Annotated in this window: 13 protein-coding genes; 11 read left to right on the top strand and 2 right to left on the bottom strand. The window is 66.4% G+C overall.

Features of this window, described 5'->3' with window-relative positions; genetic code table 11:
• The first annotated feature begins 31 nt into the window (after nt 1-31).
• Nucleotides 32-973 (top strand): DUF6454 family protein, encoded by a 942-nt coding sequence (locus B5Y19_RS04615; RefSeq protein ID WP_197282500.1) that lies wholly within the window; start codon nt 32-34, stop codon nt 971-973.
• A gap of 13 nt (nt 974-986) precedes the next feature.
• On the opposite strand, the gene B5Y19_RS04610 is transcribed toward B5Y19_RS04615, so the two are convergent.
• Nucleotides 987-2,009 (bottom strand): nickel/cobalt transporter, encoded by a 1,023-nt coding sequence (locus B5Y19_RS04610; RefSeq protein ID WP_055730493.1) that lies wholly within the window; start codon nt 2,007-2,009, stop codon nt 987-989.
• Nucleotides 2,000-2,644, bottom strand: coding sequence for a DUF1007 family protein (locus B5Y19_RS04605; protein ID WP_055730494.1), 645 nt, complete (start codon nt 2,642-2,644; stop codon nt 2,000-2,002). Before B5Y19_RS04605 ends, B5Y19_RS04610 begins: the two co-directional genes overlap by 10 nt.
• Before the next feature lie 314 nt (nt 2,645-2,958).
• On the opposite strand from B5Y19_RS04605, the gene B5Y19_RS04600 reads away from it, so the two are divergent.
• The 10 genes from B5Y19_RS04600 (at nt 2,959) to B5Y19_RS04555 (ending at nt 15,865) form a co-directional block, all read left to right on the top strand.
• Nucleotides 2,959-6,516: an indolepyruvate ferredoxin oxidoreductase family protein gene (locus B5Y19_RS04600; RefSeq protein WP_244555481.1), complete on the top strand. Its 3,558-nt coding sequence runs from the start codon at nt 2,959-2,961 to the stop codon at nt 6,514-6,516.
• Between the two features lie 257 nt (nt 6,517-6,773).
• Nucleotides 6,774-7,448 carry a Crp/Fnr family transcriptional regulator gene (locus tag B5Y19_RS04595; RefSeq protein WP_055730495.1) on the top strand — a complete coding sequence of 225 codons (675 nt, stop codon included), beginning with the start codon at nt 6,774-6,776 and terminating at the stop codon, nt 7,446-7,448.
• 36 nt (nt 7,449-7,484) lie between these two features.
• Nucleotides 7,485-7,730 carry a hypothetical protein gene (locus B5Y19_RS04590; RefSeq protein WP_139384264.1) on the top strand — a complete coding sequence of 82 codons (246 nt, stop codon included), beginning with the start codon at nt 7,485-7,487 and terminating at the stop codon, nt 7,728-7,730.
• Nucleotides 7,731-7,808: 78 nt separating this feature from the next.
• Complete coding sequence (locus B5Y19_RS04585; protein ID WP_139384263.1) at nt 7,809-8,123, top strand: hypothetical protein; 315 nt, start codon at nt 7,809-7,811, stop codon at nt 8,121-8,123.
• A 321-nt stretch (nt 8,124-8,444) separates the two neighbouring features.
• Nucleotides 8,445-10,430 carry an AMP-dependent synthetase/ligase gene (locus tag B5Y19_RS04580; protein ID WP_211200393.1) on the top strand — a complete coding sequence of 662 codons (1,986 nt, stop codon included), beginning with the start codon at nt 8,445-8,447 and terminating at the stop codon, nt 10,428-10,430.
• An 11-nt stretch (nt 10,431-10,441) separates the two neighbouring features.
• Nucleotides 10,442-11,242, top strand: coding sequence for an ABC transporter ATP-binding protein (locus B5Y19_RS04575; RefSeq protein ID WP_210168204.1), 801 nt, complete (start codon nt 10,442-10,444; stop codon nt 11,240-11,242).
• Nucleotides 11,243-11,414: 172 nt separating this feature from the next.
• Nucleotides 11,415-12,329, top strand: a complete 915-nt coding sequence (locus B5Y19_RS04570; protein WP_055730549.1) for a branched-chain amino acid ABC transporter permease — start codon at nt 11,415-11,417, stop codon at nt 12,327-12,329.
• Nucleotides 12,330-12,342: 13 nt separating this feature from the next.
• Nucleotides 12,343-13,422: a branched-chain amino acid ABC transporter permease gene (locus B5Y19_RS04565; protein WP_055730500.1), complete on the top strand. Its 1,080-nt coding sequence runs from the start codon at nt 12,343-12,345 to the stop codon at nt 13,420-13,422.
• A gap of 104 nt (nt 13,423-13,526) precedes the next feature.
• On the top strand, nt 13,527-14,855 hold the full coding sequence (locus B5Y19_RS04560) for an ABC transporter substrate-binding protein (protein ID WP_055730501.1): 1,329 nt from the start codon (nt 13,527-13,529) through the stop codon (nt 14,853-14,855).
• Between the two features lie 164 nt (nt 14,856-15,019).
• Nucleotides 15,020-15,865: an ABC transporter ATP-binding protein gene (locus B5Y19_RS04555; protein ID WP_055730502.1), complete on the top strand. Its 846-nt coding sequence runs from the start codon at nt 15,020-15,022 to the stop codon at nt 15,863-15,865.
• Nucleotides 15,866-15,958 lie beyond the last annotated feature (93 nt).

Here is a 15,958-nt window from a genome sequence, read left to right as displayed (position 1 = left end):
CAGGGCGTCGTCACAACCCGCGAGAATCCTGATGAAGACGCGCCTCGCCACCGGACTGCTCGGAGCTGCCCTTCTGGCCGCCACCCCGACCCTCGCTGCCGACCCGGCCCTCAACGACACGATCCCGAAGCTGACGCGCGCGACGCAATGGCAGCAGAAGGCGGCGGTGACGCTGCAATTCCCGACCTTCCACCCCCAGGGCATGGTCAAGATCGGGGACGCCTTCTTCGTCTCCTCCGTCGACATCCGTAAGCCGACGAACCGCTTCCCCACCCCGCAGGGCGGCTATGACCGCGACACTGGCGAAGGCGTCGGGCATCTCTTCAAGTTCGACGCCGAAGGCCGCCTGCTGGCCGACCTCACGCTCGGCGAGGGCTCGATCTACCACCCCGGCGGCATCGACTTCGACGGCCAGCACATCTGGGTGCCGGTCGCCGAGTACCGGCCCAACAGCCAGTCGATCATCTACAAGGTCGACCCGGCGACGATGAAGGCGACCGAGGTCTTCCGCTTCAAGGACCATATCGGCGGCATCGTCCACAACACCGACGACAAGTCGCTGCACGGCGTCAGCTGGGGCTCGCGACGCTTCTACAAATGGCCGCTCGACGGCGAGGGCAAGATCACCAACGCGAACGCCGCTCCCGAACAGCTGCGCGTCGCCAATCCCGCGCTCTATATCGACTATCAGGACTGCCACTTCATCGGCCGCAGCCGGATGCTCTGCTCCGGGCTGAACAATTACCGCGTCTCGCCCGACGCTCCGGTCTTCCGGCTGGGCGGGCTCGAGATCGTCGATCTGCGCGACAACCGGCCGGTCTACCAGCTCCCGGTCGAGCTCTGGTCGCCTTCGGGCCTGCCGATGACCCAGAACCCGTTCTGGGTCGAGCCTGCAGGACAGGGCGTGCGAGCCTATTTCATGCCCGACGACGACAAGTCGACGCTGTTCGTCTACGAGGCCGAGGCGCGCTGAGCCATCGGACGCTCTAGCTCCCGGCCCCGCCGATCCAGAGGCCGGTGAACAAGGCCGCGCCGAGCACGGCGACGAAAGCGGCGGCGAGGAGTTCGAGCCCGGCGACCAGCCGGGCCGAGCGCAGGCTGCCGCCGCCGGCGAGCTTCAGCGCGGCGAATTTGAAGAAGACCGCGAAGGCGGCGAGCGCCCCGGTGGTGATCGCGGTGCCCAGCGCCATGGCGAAGGTGGCGGCGACGCCGGCCCAGAACAGCCCCTGCGAGGCCGCGAAGACGAGGATGATCAGCGCCCCCGCGCAGGGCCGCGAGCCGGCCGCCAGCACGACGCCCGCCATGTCGCGCCAGCCGGCGAGCCGCGAGACCTGCTCGGCATCGGGCATATGGACATGGTCGCAGGCGGCAGGATCATGCGCCGCCCCCCCGTCCAGCGCGACCAGGGCGCCTGACTTGCGCCAGAGCATCAGCAGGCCGACCAGCGCCACCAGCAGGAAGCTGCCCTGCTCGATCACCGTGGTCGCAGCGTTCATCTGCATCGCCGTGACCCGCAGCAGCAGCGTCGCCACCGTCACGATCGCGATGGCGACCAGCGCCTGCAGCAGGGCGGCGGCGAAGCTGAGGCCCAGGCCCCGCTTCAGGCTGCGGTTGTCGGCGACGATATAGCCGGAGATCACCGCCTTGCCGTGCCCCGGACCGGCCGCGTGGAAGACGCCATAGCCGAAGGAGAGGCCGAGCAGCCCCCAGAGCGCAGCCGGCGCGGTCGCGATCGCTTTCAGAGTCGCGGTGAGCTCGCGATAGAAGCTCGACTGCCAGGCAAGCAGCACTGCGCCGAAGCCCGTGGTGGACGGCAAAGCTTCGCGCGGCAGCGCCGTGCCGAACGGATTGCGCGGCGGAGGCGGGGGCGGCGGGCTCACGCTCGCGATCAGCATGGCGAGCAGTGCGACCACGCCCGCGACCAGCAGCAGCGCCAGCACGCAGGCGATCAGGCGGCGCGACAACACTGCACCGGCCGAACGCGCTGTCGCGGCCGATGTCACGGACATGCCACCAGCGCCCGCGTGGTGATCTCGAGCCCGCTGACATCCGGCATCGCGGTGATGTCGGCCTCGGCGAGGCGCTTCTGCGTGGCGTCGTCGAGCTTGGGCGGACGATTCACCCGCACCACGCAACCCTGCGGCGCGTCCTTGATAACGACCGCATCGGGCGCGTCGACGATGGTGAAGGCGACGAAATAGGTCGGGTCGCCGATCTCGATGCCGAAGGAGCGCGCCTTCGCCGGGGTCTTCAGCGGCAAGGTGAAGGTCAGCGTCAGGATCTTGTCCTCATAGGACATCACCTGCTCGCCCGGCGTGCCGAATTCCTGCTTGCGGCCATTAAGCTTGGCGGCCGTGAAGAACTCGACGTCCGGCAGCGATTCGACATTGATCTTTGCAAGTTCGGCGAGTTCGTCGGAGGTCAGCTTGCCATCGCCATTCTTGTCCAGCCCCTGCGTGATATAGGCCGAATAGGCCTCGTCGAAGCTCCAGCGATGCCGGATCGCCTGGATCGAGCCGTCGGGCGCGAAGACGATCTCGGCCTTCGCATCGACGAAGACATGCGGATGCGCAACCGCCTGCCCCACCGCCAGGGCGGCGAGCAGGAACCCGGACAGGGCCGTCAGATAGGCGCGTCGCGTCACGGGCGAAACCTCCTCGTTCCCGGTAGGCTTGCGTGGATCATGGTTAAGCGATCGTCAACGGCGTGCCGCCCCTCGCGGCCATGGCCACAGCCATCTCCGCCAAACGGGGCCAAATCGCGGCGCGTCGTCCGATGCGCGCCGGCCATGCCCGCCCCCCTCTGGACCTGCCGGCGAAAACTGGAATGATACCAGATCGATTGACCGCCTCCGGTCGATATGTCAGCCTCACTGACATATTTACTGCCGGACGATGGCGGAACATGAGGCCGGGACAACCGGCCCGTCGGCGGGAACGACGATCCGGGAGGCCGCTCATGGCCGAGACACCGCGTAAATCCGGCACCGAGGCGGGCGCGCTGCGCCAGATCGGACTGCGCGAGGTCGCGCTCGACGACAAATACGACCTCGCCAAGCGCGAGGTCTTCCTCACCGGCACGCAGGCCGTCGCGCGCATGCTGCTGATGCAGCGCGAGCGCGACCGGCAGGCCGGGCTCGACACCGCCGGCTTCGTCTCTGGCTATCGCGGCTCTCCGCTCGGCGGGCTCGATCAGCAATTGATGCGGGCGTCCAAGCCGCTCAAGGCCGCGAATATCGTCTTCCAGCCTGGCCTGAACGAGGATCTCGCCGCGACCGCGATCTGGGGCACGCAGCAGGCGGGCCTGAGCGGCGAAGGCAAGCATGATGGCGTCTTCGCGCTCTGGTACGGCAAGGGGCCGGGTGTCGACCGCTCCGGCGACGTCTTCCGCCATGGCAACATGGCCGGCACCGACCCGAAGGGCGGCGTCATCTGCCTGATGGGCGATGACCACACCGCCGAATCCTCGACCAACGCCCACCAGACCGAATTCGTGCTGGTCGACCGGATGATGCCGATCCTCAACCCGGCCGGGGTGCAGGAGATCATCGATTACGGCCTGCACGGCATCGCACTCTCGCGCTTCGCCTCGGTCTGGGTCGGCATCAAATGCGTCAAGGACAACATCGAATCGACGGCCTCGGTCGACGGTTCGCTCGATCGCGTCTCGATCGTCACGCCGAGCGACTTCGTCCCGCCGCCCGGCGGCCTCGCCATTCGCCGCGAGCTCGATTTCGTCGAGCAGGAGCGCCGCCTGCATCTCTACAAGCGCGATGCGATGCTGGCCTACCTGCGCGCCAACAAGTTGAACCGCATCGTCACCCAGGGCGGGAAGAAACCTCGCATCGGCATCGCCACCGTCGGCAAATCCTATCTCGACGTGCAGCAGGCGCTGGCTGATCTCGGCATCGACGAGGTCCGCGCCAACGACCTCGGCATCCGCCTGTTCAAGCTCGCCTGCCCCTGGCCGATCGATCCGGCCGAACTCAAGGCCTTCGCCAAGGGCCTCGACCTGATCATGGTGGTCGAGGAGAAGCGCTCGCTGATCGAGGTCCAGGTCCGCGAAGAGCTTTACGGCGCCAAGCATCAGCCCATGGTGATCGGCAAGAAGGACGAGAAGGGCGACTGGCTCTTCCCCGTCCATGGCGCGCTCGACCCGAACGACATCGCGATCGCGCTCGGCGGCCGCCTCCTGCAATACCGCGACGATCCCACCCTGCGTGCGCGGCTGGAGGAAATCGCCCAGGCGCAAGGGCGCCTCGCCGAGGCGCAGGAGATCGCGAAGCGCACGCCCTATTTCTGCTCGGGCTGCCCGCATAATTCCTCGACCGTGGTGCCCGAGGGCTCGCGTGCCTATGCCGGCATCGGCTGCCACTACATGGTGCAGTGGATGGACCGCGACACGGCGGGCTTCACCCAGATGGGCGGCGAAGGTGCGAACTGGGTCGGCGAAGCCCCATTCTCGACGCGCGGCCATGTCTTCCAGAATCTCGGCGACGGCACCTATACCCATTCCGGCTCGCTCGCGATCCGCTGGGCCGTCGCCTCCGGGGTCAATGTCACCTACAAGCTGCTCTACAACGACGCCGTCGCCATGACCGGCGGCCAGCAGGCGGAAGGCCACCTCTCGCCCGACCAGATGGCCCGCCAGGTCGCGGCCGAGGGCGTGAAGCGCATCGCCGTGGTCACGGACGAACCCGGCAAATATCCGCCCAGCACGCAATGGCCGGCCGGCACGACGCTCCACCACCGCGACGAGCTCGACGCCGTGCAGCGGGAGCTCGCCGCGACCTCCGGCGTCTCGCTCCTGCTCTACGACCAGACCTGCGCCACCGAGAAGCGCCGGCGGCGCAAGCGCGGCGCCTATCCCGACCCGGACAAGCGCGTCATCGTCAACGAGCTTGTCTGCGAAGGCTGCGGCGATTGCGGCGTGCAGTCGAACTGCGTCTCGGTGCAGCCGCTGGAGACCGAGTTCGGCCGCAAGCGCCAGATCGACCAGTCGAACTGCAACAAGGATTTTTCCTGCGTGAAGGGCTTCTGCCCGTCCTTCGTCACGGTCCATGGCGCGAAGCCCAGGAAAGCCGATCCGCTCCGGCTCGATGCCGCCGCGCTCGGCGAAGCCGAACTGCCCGAACCGGTCGTGCCGGCGCTGGATCGCAGCTTCGCCGTGATCGTCACCGGCGTCGGCGGCACCGGCGTGGTCACCATCGGCGCCATCCTCGGCATGGCCGCGCATCTCGAAGGTAAGGGCTGCGGCATGATCGACATGGCAGGCCTCGCCCAGAAGGGCGGCGCGGTCTTCAGCCACGTCAAGCTCGCGCCGCATCCGGACGACATCCACGCCATCCGCGTCGCGGCCGGACAGGCCGATCTGGTGCTCGGCTGCGACCTCACCGTCACCGGCTCGAAGAAGGTGCTCGGCGCGGTCCGGCCCGAGCAGGGCACCGTCATCGTCAACACCGCCGAGAGCCTGCCGGGAGACTTCACCCGCAACGCCGATTTCTCGCTGCCGACCGAACGGCTGAAGCGCGCGATCCTTTCGGCCGCCGGCCGCGAGCAGACGCATTTCATCGACGCGACCGCGGCCGCCGTCGCCTTCCTCGGCAATGCCATCGCCGCCAACATGTTCATGCTCGGCCATGCCTGGCAGCTCGGCGCCGTACCGCTCTCGCGCGAGGCCCTGCTCAGGGCGATCGAGCTGAATGGCGAGGCCGTCGCCATGAACAGGCAGGCCTTCGAGCTCGGCCGCCGCGCCGCGCATGATCCTGCGGCGCTGGCCGGGCTGCTCTCGCAGAGCAAGGCGGCAACCCCGGCCCGCCAGCTTTCGCAGACGCTCGACGAGATTATCGAGCGCCGCGTCGCCTTCCTCACCGCCTATCAGAATGCGGCTTACGCGGCGCGCTACCGTCATCTCGTCGCCCGCGTGCAGACGCGCGAGGCCGCGGCCGCGCCGAGCCAGACCGCGCTGAGCGAGGCCGTCGCCCGCAACCTCTTCAAGCTGATGGCCTACAAGGACGAATACGAGGTCGCCCGACTCTACAGCGACGGCGCCTTCCGCCGGCAGGTCGCCGCGACCTTCGAGGCCGAGGGCAGCGAAGGCCAGAAGCTGCGCTATGAATTCCATCTCGCCCCGCCGCTGCTGGCCCGGCGCGACCCCAACACGGGCCTGCCGCGCAAGCTGAGCTTCGGCCCCTGGATGATGGGCGCCTTCGGCGTGCTCGCGAAACTGAAGCGCCTGCGCGGCACCGCCCTCGACCCCTTCGGCCGCACGCAGGAGCGCCGCACCGAGCGCCGGCTCATCGTCGATTACGAGACGCTGCTGAACGAGCTGCTGACGCGGCTTTCGCCGGAAAACCACGCGCTCTGCGTCGCGCTCGCTGCGATCCCGGAAAAGATCCGCGGGTTCGGCCATGTCAAGGAACGGCATCTCAGGGCGGCCAAGGCCGAGGAAGCGACATTGCTGGGGCAGTTGCGCGACGGACCGCCTTCGACCGCGCTGCCGCAAGCGGCAGAATGAGGCTCGGGGAACCCCTCTCCTGTAAGGCGAGGGGTAGGGGTGAGGTGTCGGCCCCTGGACCAGCGAAACTCTGCCGCGCCGCTGCGCAGCGACCGCCTCACGGCAGGCAGGGTGAGCGGCCTACCCCTCACCCTGCCCTCTTCCTCCGGGAGAGCGCTGCCGCGCCTCTCTCGTTCAATCGCGCCTCTTTGGTTCAGCTTGAGTCCCCTTGCTATCGCGCCCCATACTGAGCCGACACTCGGCTTCAAGGACTGCTTGTGATCACGCCCGAGGAACTACGCGCCATCGCCTCCTGGTCGCACGACCTGTCGGACGACGAGTTCGAAGAGGCGCGGCGCGGCATCTCCCTCAAGAGCTACGGCAAGGGCGCCTCGATCTGCCATGTCGGCGACCGGCTCGAATCCTGGACGGGTGTCGCCGAGGGGCTGGTCAAGATGGCGACCACCTCGAAATCGGGAAAGACGGCGACGCTCGCCGGCCTGCGCGCCGGTGCCTGGTTCGGCGAAGGCACGGTGATCAAGGCCGAGCCGCGCCGCTACGAGCTGGTGGCGCTGCGCGAGACGCGGCTCGCCCTGATGCGGCGCTCGACCTTCCTGTGGCTGTTCGAGCATTCGGCCGCGTTCAACCGCTTCCTCGTCCACCAGTTCAACGAGCGCCTCGCCCAGTTCATCGCGCTCGCCGAGACCGAGCGCACGCTCGATTCCACCGGCCGCCTCGCCCGGAACCTCGCCTGGCTGTTCAACCCGATCCTCTACCCCGATCTCGGCCGCACGCTGGCGATCTCGCAGGAGGAACTCGGCATGCTCGCCGGCATCTCGCGCCAGATGGCCAATCAGGGCCTGGCGCGACTGGCCGAGCTCGGCCTGATCGAGCTCGGCCACGGCAGCATCACCATCCGAGACCTCGACAAGCTGGCCCGCTACGAAGGTTGAACGCCCCTTCGAGGGCACCAAACCGCGTCTCGCGCGTTGCCCTTCCCGAACAGCTTTGCTGAGAAAGGAATTTTCGAGATGTTTGGATTGCTCGACCTGTTCGCAAAACGGGTCAACGACCAGATCGCCGAATACGCCGCCGCCCAATCGGACATCGCCCGGCGTGCCTGGGGCGACATGTTCGATCCCTTCCACGTTCTCCAGCCGGCCAGGATCGTCGTCGACCGCCGGACGCAGGGCAGAACATCGCATCGTGCCCCGGCCAGCCGCCGGCCTTTGTGAACGACAGCCAACATCGCCGTTCAGGCTTCATTGGGTCGAGCGCCGCTTCAATGCGGCCATCGACTGAAGGAGACGACCATGCGTAGAATTCTGATGGCCGCCGGCCTCACCCTCGCCGCCCTCGCTGCCACGCCGGCCGGCGCCGCGCCCCAATCCCTTCCGCAGGCCGAGGCGCTGGACAGGCTGCCGGCCGAGTACACCCGTCACACCCGCGAGCACCGCATGTGGGAAATCCAGCGGAACGTGGAGCGGCAGCAGCGGCGCGACCACTATCGCTATGGCCGCGGCTACGACCGCCGCTACGATCGCGGCTACGGCTATGGCCGCCGCCATGGCGGGCCTCCGCCGCATGCGCCGGCCCATGGCTATCGCCAGCATCGCTATTATCGCTGAGCGCCCCTGACAAACCAGAAGCGCCCCGCGGCTCATGCGAGTCGCGGGGCGCTTTTTTGCATGCGACTTTCGTCGGGCGCACGTTGGCGGCGGCGCCGGCAAGGCGGAAATCACTGGGAATCGATGGGAAACCGGGGCAAGAATCAGCAGCCCGATTGGCTGATTAAACCTCGGCGGGACCATAATCACCAAAAGGCGAATTGTCTGTCAAGCGCCTCCTTGCGAAGATGGTGGCCAGCTGCGAGGCTTGCATGAGAACGAGGCCGGACACCGGCCCGCAGAAGCCGCCACGACGCATGGCGGCTCGTCAGGGAGAACGCAATCGTGGCAAGCGGCACCGCCGGCCAGGCGGATACCTTTCCGAAATTGCTGGTGCGCAACGCAAGGGAGCGCGCCTCCCGCGTCGCCTTCCGTCACAAGGACCTCGGGATCTGGCAATCCTGGAACTGGGCGGAGGTCGCGACCCATGTCCGCAACTTCGCCAAGGGCTTGGCAGATCTCGGCCTGAAGCGCGGCGAGAAGGTCGCGATCATCGGCCAGAACCGGCCGCGGCTGTACTGGTCGATGTGCGCGGCGCAGTGGATCGGCGCGATTCCCGTGCCGGTCTACGCCGACGGCGTCGCCGAGGAGATGGCCTATGTCCTCGACCATGCCGAGGCGGTCTTCGCCGTGGTGCAGGATCAGGAGCAGGTCGACAAGCTGCTCTCGATCGCCGACCGCCTGCCGCATCTCAGGCACATGCTCTATGACGAGCCGCGGGGCTTGCGCGACTACGATCACAGCAAGCTCCACGCCATCGAGACCGTGATCGCGAGTGGCGCCAGGGCGCTGAAGGACCCGCAGGCCGAGGCCGCGCTTGCTCGCGAGATGGAGCAGGGCCAGGGCTCCGATCTCGGCATCATCCTCTACACCTCCGGCACGACCGGGCGGCCGAAGGGCGTGATGCTCAGCCATTACAACGTGCTGATCGCCGCCGAGATCGGCTGCGGCTTCGATGGGCTCAACGAGACCGACGAGGTCATCGCCTATCTGCCGATCGCCTGGGTCGGCGACCACGTCTTTTCCTATGCGCAGGCGATGCTGGCGGGCTTCTGCGTCAATTGCCCGGAAAGCCCGGACACGGTCATCGACGACCGCCGCGAGGTCGGCACCACCTATGCCTTCGCCCCGCCCCGCGTCTTCGAAAACATGCTGACCGTGACCATGGTGCGCATGGAGGATGCCGGCGCGCTGAAGCGGAAGATGTTCCACTATTTTCTCGACGTCGCGAAGCGCTATGGCGAGCAGATCCTGAACGGCGAGAGCGTGCCGCTGAAGGGGCGCCTGCTCTACAAGCTCGGCGACCTGCTGGTTTACGGCCCGCTGCGCAACCGCTTCGGCCTGACCAACATCAAGGTCGGCTACACCGCCGGCGAAGCGATCGGCCCCGAGCTCTTCCGCTTCTACCGCTCGATCGGCGTCAACCTGAAGCAGCTCTACGGCCAGACCGAGGCCGGCGTCTACATCACCATGCAGCCGAACGGCGAGATCAAGGCCGACACCGTCGGCAAGCCCGCGCCGATGGTCGAGATCCGCATCGACGACAATGGCGAGGTGCTCTACCGCTCGCCCTCGATCTTCGGCGGCTACTACAAGGACCCCGACAAGACCGCCGAGACCATGACCGCGGACGGCTATGTCCGCTCCGGCGATGCCGGCTTCTTCGACGAGGGCGGCCACCTCAAGATCATCGACCGCGCCAAGGATGTCGGCAAGCTCGCGGGCGGCGACCTCTTCCCGCCGAAATACATCGAGAACAAGCTCAAGTTCTATCCGAACATCAAGGAAGCGGTCGCCTTCGGGCAGGGCCGCGACTACGCCACCGTCGCGCTGAACATCGACCTCGTCGCCGTCGGCAACTGGGCCGAGCGCAACAACGTGGTCTACGCCTCCTACCAGGAGCTCGCCGGCCACGATCTCGTCTACGACATGATCGCCAAGCATGTCGACGAGGTGAACCGCTCGCTTGCCGGCGAGCCGATGATGGGCGGCGCCCAGATCAAGCGCTTCCTCATCCTGCACAAGGAGCTCGACGCCGACGACGGCGAGCTCACCCGCACTCAGAAGGTTCGCCGCGGCTTCATCGCCGAGCGCTACGCGCCGCTGGTCGCCGCGCTCTATGACGGCTCGGAGGCCGCCGACATCTCGACGGAAGTCACCTTCGAGGACGGCCGCAAGGGCGTGATCTCGGCACGCGTCAAGGTACGCGACGCCAAGATCTACCCCGTCACCGGACAGGAGGCGCCGGCAGCGGCGAAGGCGGCATGAACGCGGAGCCGATGAACGTGACCGGCACCCCCATCCGCGAAAAGGGCGAAGTCCTGCTCTCGGTCGAGAACATCTCGCTGCGCTTCGGCGGGGTGAAGGCGATCACCGACGTCTCCTTCGACATCCGCAAGGGCGAGATCCGCGCCATCATCGGCCCGAACGGCGCCGGCAAGACCTCGATGCTGAACTGCATCAACGGCTTCTACCAGCCGCAGGAAGGTCAGATCGTCTTCAAGGGCGAGCGCCGCGCCAAGATGCGCCCGCATCGCGCCGCCGCCGGCGGCATCGCCCGCACCTTCCAGAACGTCGCGCTGTTCAAGGGCATGTCGACGCTGGACAACATCATGACCGGCCGCACCCTCAAAATGAAGAAGGGCTTCTTCTGGCAGGCGCTGCGCCACGGCCCGGCGATGCAGGAGGAGATCGCGCATCGCCGCGTCGTCGAGGACATCATCGACTTCCTGCAGATCGAGCACATCCGCAAGCTGCCGGTCGGCAAGCTGCCCTACGGCCTGCAGAAGCGCGTCGAGCTCGGACGGGCGCTCGCCATGGAGCCGGAACTGCTCCTGCTCGACGAGCCGATGGCCGGCATGAACCTCGAGGAGAAGGAGGACATGTGCCGCTTCATCCTCGACGTGAACAACCAGTTCGGCACCACGATCGCGCTGATTGAGCACGACATGGGCGTGGTGATGGACCTCTCCGACCGCGTCGTCGTGCTCGAATACGGCCGCAAGATCGCCGACGGCACGCCCGACGAGGTCAAGGCCGACCAGCGCGTCATCGACGCCTATCTCGGCGTGGCGCATTGAGGAGCGCGGACATATGAGCGACATCGCCACCCGCCCTGCCCCGAACCTTCTCGCCAGCCCGCTGGTCAAGACCGGGCTGATCCTCGCCGCCATCGTCGCGGTGCTTGCCGTCGGCATCCGGCTCGACTCCAGCAACACGCTCTATGCGATCTTCGTCGATCCGTTCCAGCAGATGGTCCAGGCGCCCGACCTGCTGGTGCAGACCGTCTGGGAAGGGCTGGTCTCGGGCGTGCTCTACGCCCTGATCGCGCTCGGCTTCGTTCTGATCTTCAAGGCCTCGGGCGTGTTCAACTTCGCCCAGGGCATCATGGTGGTGTTCGCGGCGCTGACGCTGGTCGGCCTCTACGAGAAGGGCGTGCCCGCCTTCCTCGCGGTCGTCATCACGCTCGGCGTCATGTTCGCGCTCGCCGTCACCATCGAGCGTGTGGTGCTGCGCCCGCTGGTCAACCAGCCGGACATCATCCTGTTCATGGCGACCTTCGGCATCACCTATTTCCTGATCGGCTTCGGCGAGGCTCTCTTCGGCGGCAACCCCAAGCAGATGATCGCCGAGCAGCTCTACCTGCCCAAGGGCGCGATCGATCTGCAGATCCTCGGCGGGCTGGTCTCGCTGCAGAAGATCGACATCGCCGCAGCGCTCATCGCCTCGCTGATGATCGCCGCGCTCGCCGCCTTCTTCCAGTATACCCGCATCGGCCGCGCACTCCGCGCCGTCGCCGACAGCCACAAGGCCGCGCTCTCGGTCGGCATCTCGCTCAACCAGATCTGGGTCATCGTCTGGTTCACCGCCGGCATCGTCGCGCTGATCACCGGCATCATGTGGGGCGCCCGCTCGGACGTCTCCTTCGCGCTCGAGATCGTGGCGCTGAAGGCGCTGCCGGTATTGATCCTCGGCGGCTTCACCTCGATCCCCGGCGCCATCGTCGGCGGCCTCATCATCGGCATCGGCGAGAAGCTTGGCGAGTTCTACTGGGGCCCGCTGATCGGCGGCGGCATCGAGAGCTGGCTCGCCTATTTCATCGCGCTGGGCTTCCTGCTGTTCAGGCCGCAGGGCCTGTTCGGCGACAAGATCATCGAACGCATCTGAGGAGCCTCACGACATGCTCTACCGCGAGGCCGGCCAATACAAATCGAATTACGCCGCCGACATGGCCGTCTTCCCGTTGCGGGAAGACCGGATCGGGCTCGGCGTCATCCTGGCGATCGCCTTCATCGCGATCCCCTTCCTCGGCAGCGACTTCTTCATCGCCTCGGTGATGATCCCCTTCCTCGTCTTCTCCCTTGCGGCGATTGGGCTGAACATCCTGACCGGCTATACCGGGCTGATCTCGCTCGGCACCGCCGCATTCATGGGGGTGGGCGCCTATAGCTGCTACAAGCTGACGACGATCTTCCCGGACGTGAACATCGTCGTCCTGATCCTGGTGTCGGGGCTGTTCTCGGCTGGCATCGGCGTGCTCTTCGGCCTGCCTTCGCTGCGCATCAAGGGCTTCTATCTCGCCGTCGCGACGCTCGCCGCCCAGTTCTTCCTGCAATGGGCCTTCGTGCGCGTGCCCTGGCTGTTCAACTACAACGCCTCGGGTGCGATCGAGGTGCCGCAGCGCACACTCTTCGACCTGCCGATCACCGGCGCCTCCGCCACGCCCGAGACGCGCTATTTCGTCTGCCTCGGCCTCGTCGTGGTGCTGACCTGGTTCGCCTCCAACATCGTCCACGGCAAGCTCGGCCGCTCCTGGATGGCCGTGCGCGACATGGACATCGCCGCCGAGCTGATGGGCATCAAGCTGCTCAACGCCAAGCTCACCGCCTTCGCCGTCTCCTCCTATTTCTGTGGCGTCGCCGGCGCGATGATGATCTTCCTCTGGTACGGCGGCGGCGAGGCGGCGGACGTGTTCTCGATCCGCCTCTCCTTCAACATCCTGTTCATGGTCATCATCGGCGGCCTCGGCTCGCTGATCGGCTCCTTCTTCGGCGCGGCCTTCCTGTCGATCCTGCCGACGGCGCTGAAGTTCGGCCTGCCGGCACTGGGCATCCCGATCCAGGGCGCGGCGGCCGAGCACGTTACCTTCATGCTTGTCGGCGCGCTGATCATTACCTTTCTGATCGTCGAGCCGCACGGCCTCGCCCGGCTCTGGCAGATCGGCAAGCAGAAATTGCGGACATGGCCCTTCCCCTATTGAGGCTACGGGCAAGGCCCAAGAAACGACCGGCGACACTGAAGCGCCGGCGGATAAAGACCGATCCGACAGCAGTCTGGTCGGGAGGAAACGAACGGAGCAAGTCCATGAAGACCAGCAATCTGTTGAAGGGTGCAGCGCTCGGAGCCTTGTTCGCCGCCGGCGCGCTCGCCCCGGCCATGGCGCAGGACAGCGTCTATTTTGCCAACAATGCCTATCGCACCGGCCCGTTTTCGGGCTCGGGCATCCCGATCGGCGACGGCATGCGCGACTACATCACGATGATCAACGAGCGCGACGGCGGCGTGAACGGCGTCAAGGTCATCTACGAGGAATGCGAGACCGGCTACGACACCAAGAAGTCGATCGAGTGCTACGAGCAGGCCAAGTCGAAGAACACCATCGTCTATTCGCCCTGGTCGACCGGCGCGACGCTGGCCGCGATCCCGCGCGCCCATGTCGACAAGATCCCGATCCTGTCGATGGCCTATGGCCTGTCCTCTTCGGCCGATGGCACGAACTTCCCTTGGGTCTTCATCCCGCCCTTCACCTACTGGGACGGCGCCTCCGTCATGGTGAAGCACATGGCGGCCGAGCTCGGTGGCATGGACAAGCTCAAGGGCAAGAAGCTCGGGCTCATCCATCTCGACGCGCCCTTCGGCAAGGAGCCGATCCCGGTTCTCGAGAACCTCGCCAAGAAATACGGCTTCGAGCTCAAGCTCTATCCGGTCGCGGCAGCCGACATGCAGAACCAGGGCTCGCTGTGGCTGTCGATCCGCCGCGACCGACCGGACTTCCTCTACAATCAGGGCTGGGGCGCGATGAACCCGACCGCGGTCAAGGAAGCGGCCAAGAACAACTTCCCGATGAACAAGCTGGTCGGCGTCTGGTGGGCCGGCGGCGATGACGATGCCCGCGCCGGTGGCGAGCAGGCCAAGGGCTACAAGTCGCTGAGCTGGACGCTCGCTGGCACCGACGCGCCCGCCATGCAGGATATTCTCAAGCACGTCGTCGACAAGGGCAAGAGCACGACGCCGAAGGAGAAGGTCGGCGAAGCCCTCTACAACCGCGGCGTCTACAACGCGATGCTCGTCGTCGAGGGTATCCGCAATGCGCAGAAGCTCACCGGCAAGAAGGTGATCAACGCCGAGGACATGCGCCGCGGGCTGGAATCGCTCAACCTGACTGAGGCACGTCTCAAGGAGATCGGCCTCGGCGGCTTCGTCACGCCGACCACGATCTCCTGCACCGACCACTCCGGCCACAGCAAGATGTTCGTCTCCGAATGGGACGGCACCAAGTGGACGAAGAAGGGCGACTGGGTCGAGCCGATGAAGGACGAGGTCCGTCCGCTGATCGAGTCCAACGCCAAGGACTATGTCGAGAAGGCCGGCAACTGGCCGAAGCGCACCGAGTCCTGCGAGAAGTCGTCCTGATCTGACCGAGGGCGCGCTTCCTTCTCCCCTCGGGGGAGAAGGTGGCAGCGCGAAGCGCTGACGGATGAGGGAAGTCTGGCACTCTCCTCATCCGTCCTTCCCTCATCCGACCCGGCTGACGCCGGGCCACCTTCTCCCCCGAAGGGAGAAGGATTGGAGGTTCAATGTCGACCGCCACCCTCGAGAAGCCAGCCGCCGCGACCGCGAGCGACACCATCCTGTCGCTCAACAACATCGAGGTCATCTACGACCATGTCGTGCTGGTGCTGAAAGGCGTCTCGCTCACCGTGCCGCGCCAGGGCATCGTCGCGATCCTCGGCGCCAACGGCGCCGGCAAGACCACGACGCTGAAGGCGATCTCCAACCTGCTCAAGGCCGAGCGCGGCGAGGTCACCAAGGGCTCGATCGTCTTCGACGGCGAGCGCGTCGACAAGCTTTCTCCGAACGAGTTGGTGCGGCGCGGCTGCATCCAGGTGATGGAGGGCCGGCACTGCTTCGGCCATCTCTCGATCGAGGAGAACCTGCTGACCGGCGCGTTCACCCGCCGCGACGGCAACGCCGCGATCAAGCGCGATCTCGAGAAGATCTACACGCTGTTCCCGCGCCTCAAGCAGCGCCGGACCTCGCAGGCAGGCTACACCTCCGGCGGCGAGCAGCAGATGTGCGCCATCGGACGGGCGATGATGTCGAACCCGAAGATGATCCTGCTCGACGAGCCCTCGATGGGCCTGGCTCCGCAGATCGTCGAGGAGATCTTCGAGATCGTCCGCCAGCTCAACGCCGATGAGGGCGTCTCCTTCCTCGTCGCCGAGCAGAACACCAACATGGCCCTGCGCTACGCCACCTATGGCTACATCATGGAGACCGGCCGCGTCGTCATGGACGGCGAGGCGAAGATGCTGCGCGAGAACGAGGACGTGAAGGAATTCTATCTCGGCGTCGCCGAGGGCAACAAGAAGTCCTTCCGCGAGGTGAAGAGCTACAAGCGCCGCAAGCGCTGGCTCTCGTGACAGGCGCATCGCCTCTTGGCCATGTGGTCCCGGACAAGCGGCGAAGCCGCGCCGATCCGGGATCCATGCCGGAGCATTGCCGATAAGAGTTCA

The sequence above is a fragment of the Allobosea thiooxidans genome (genome assembly GCF_900168195.1).
Lineage (GTDB): Bacteria > Pseudomonadota > Alphaproteobacteria > Rhizobiales > Beijerinckiaceae > Allobosea > Allobosea thiooxidans.
Note: the sequence above shows the minus strand (reverse complement) of the source record. Positions and strands in the feature narration are given on the sequence as shown.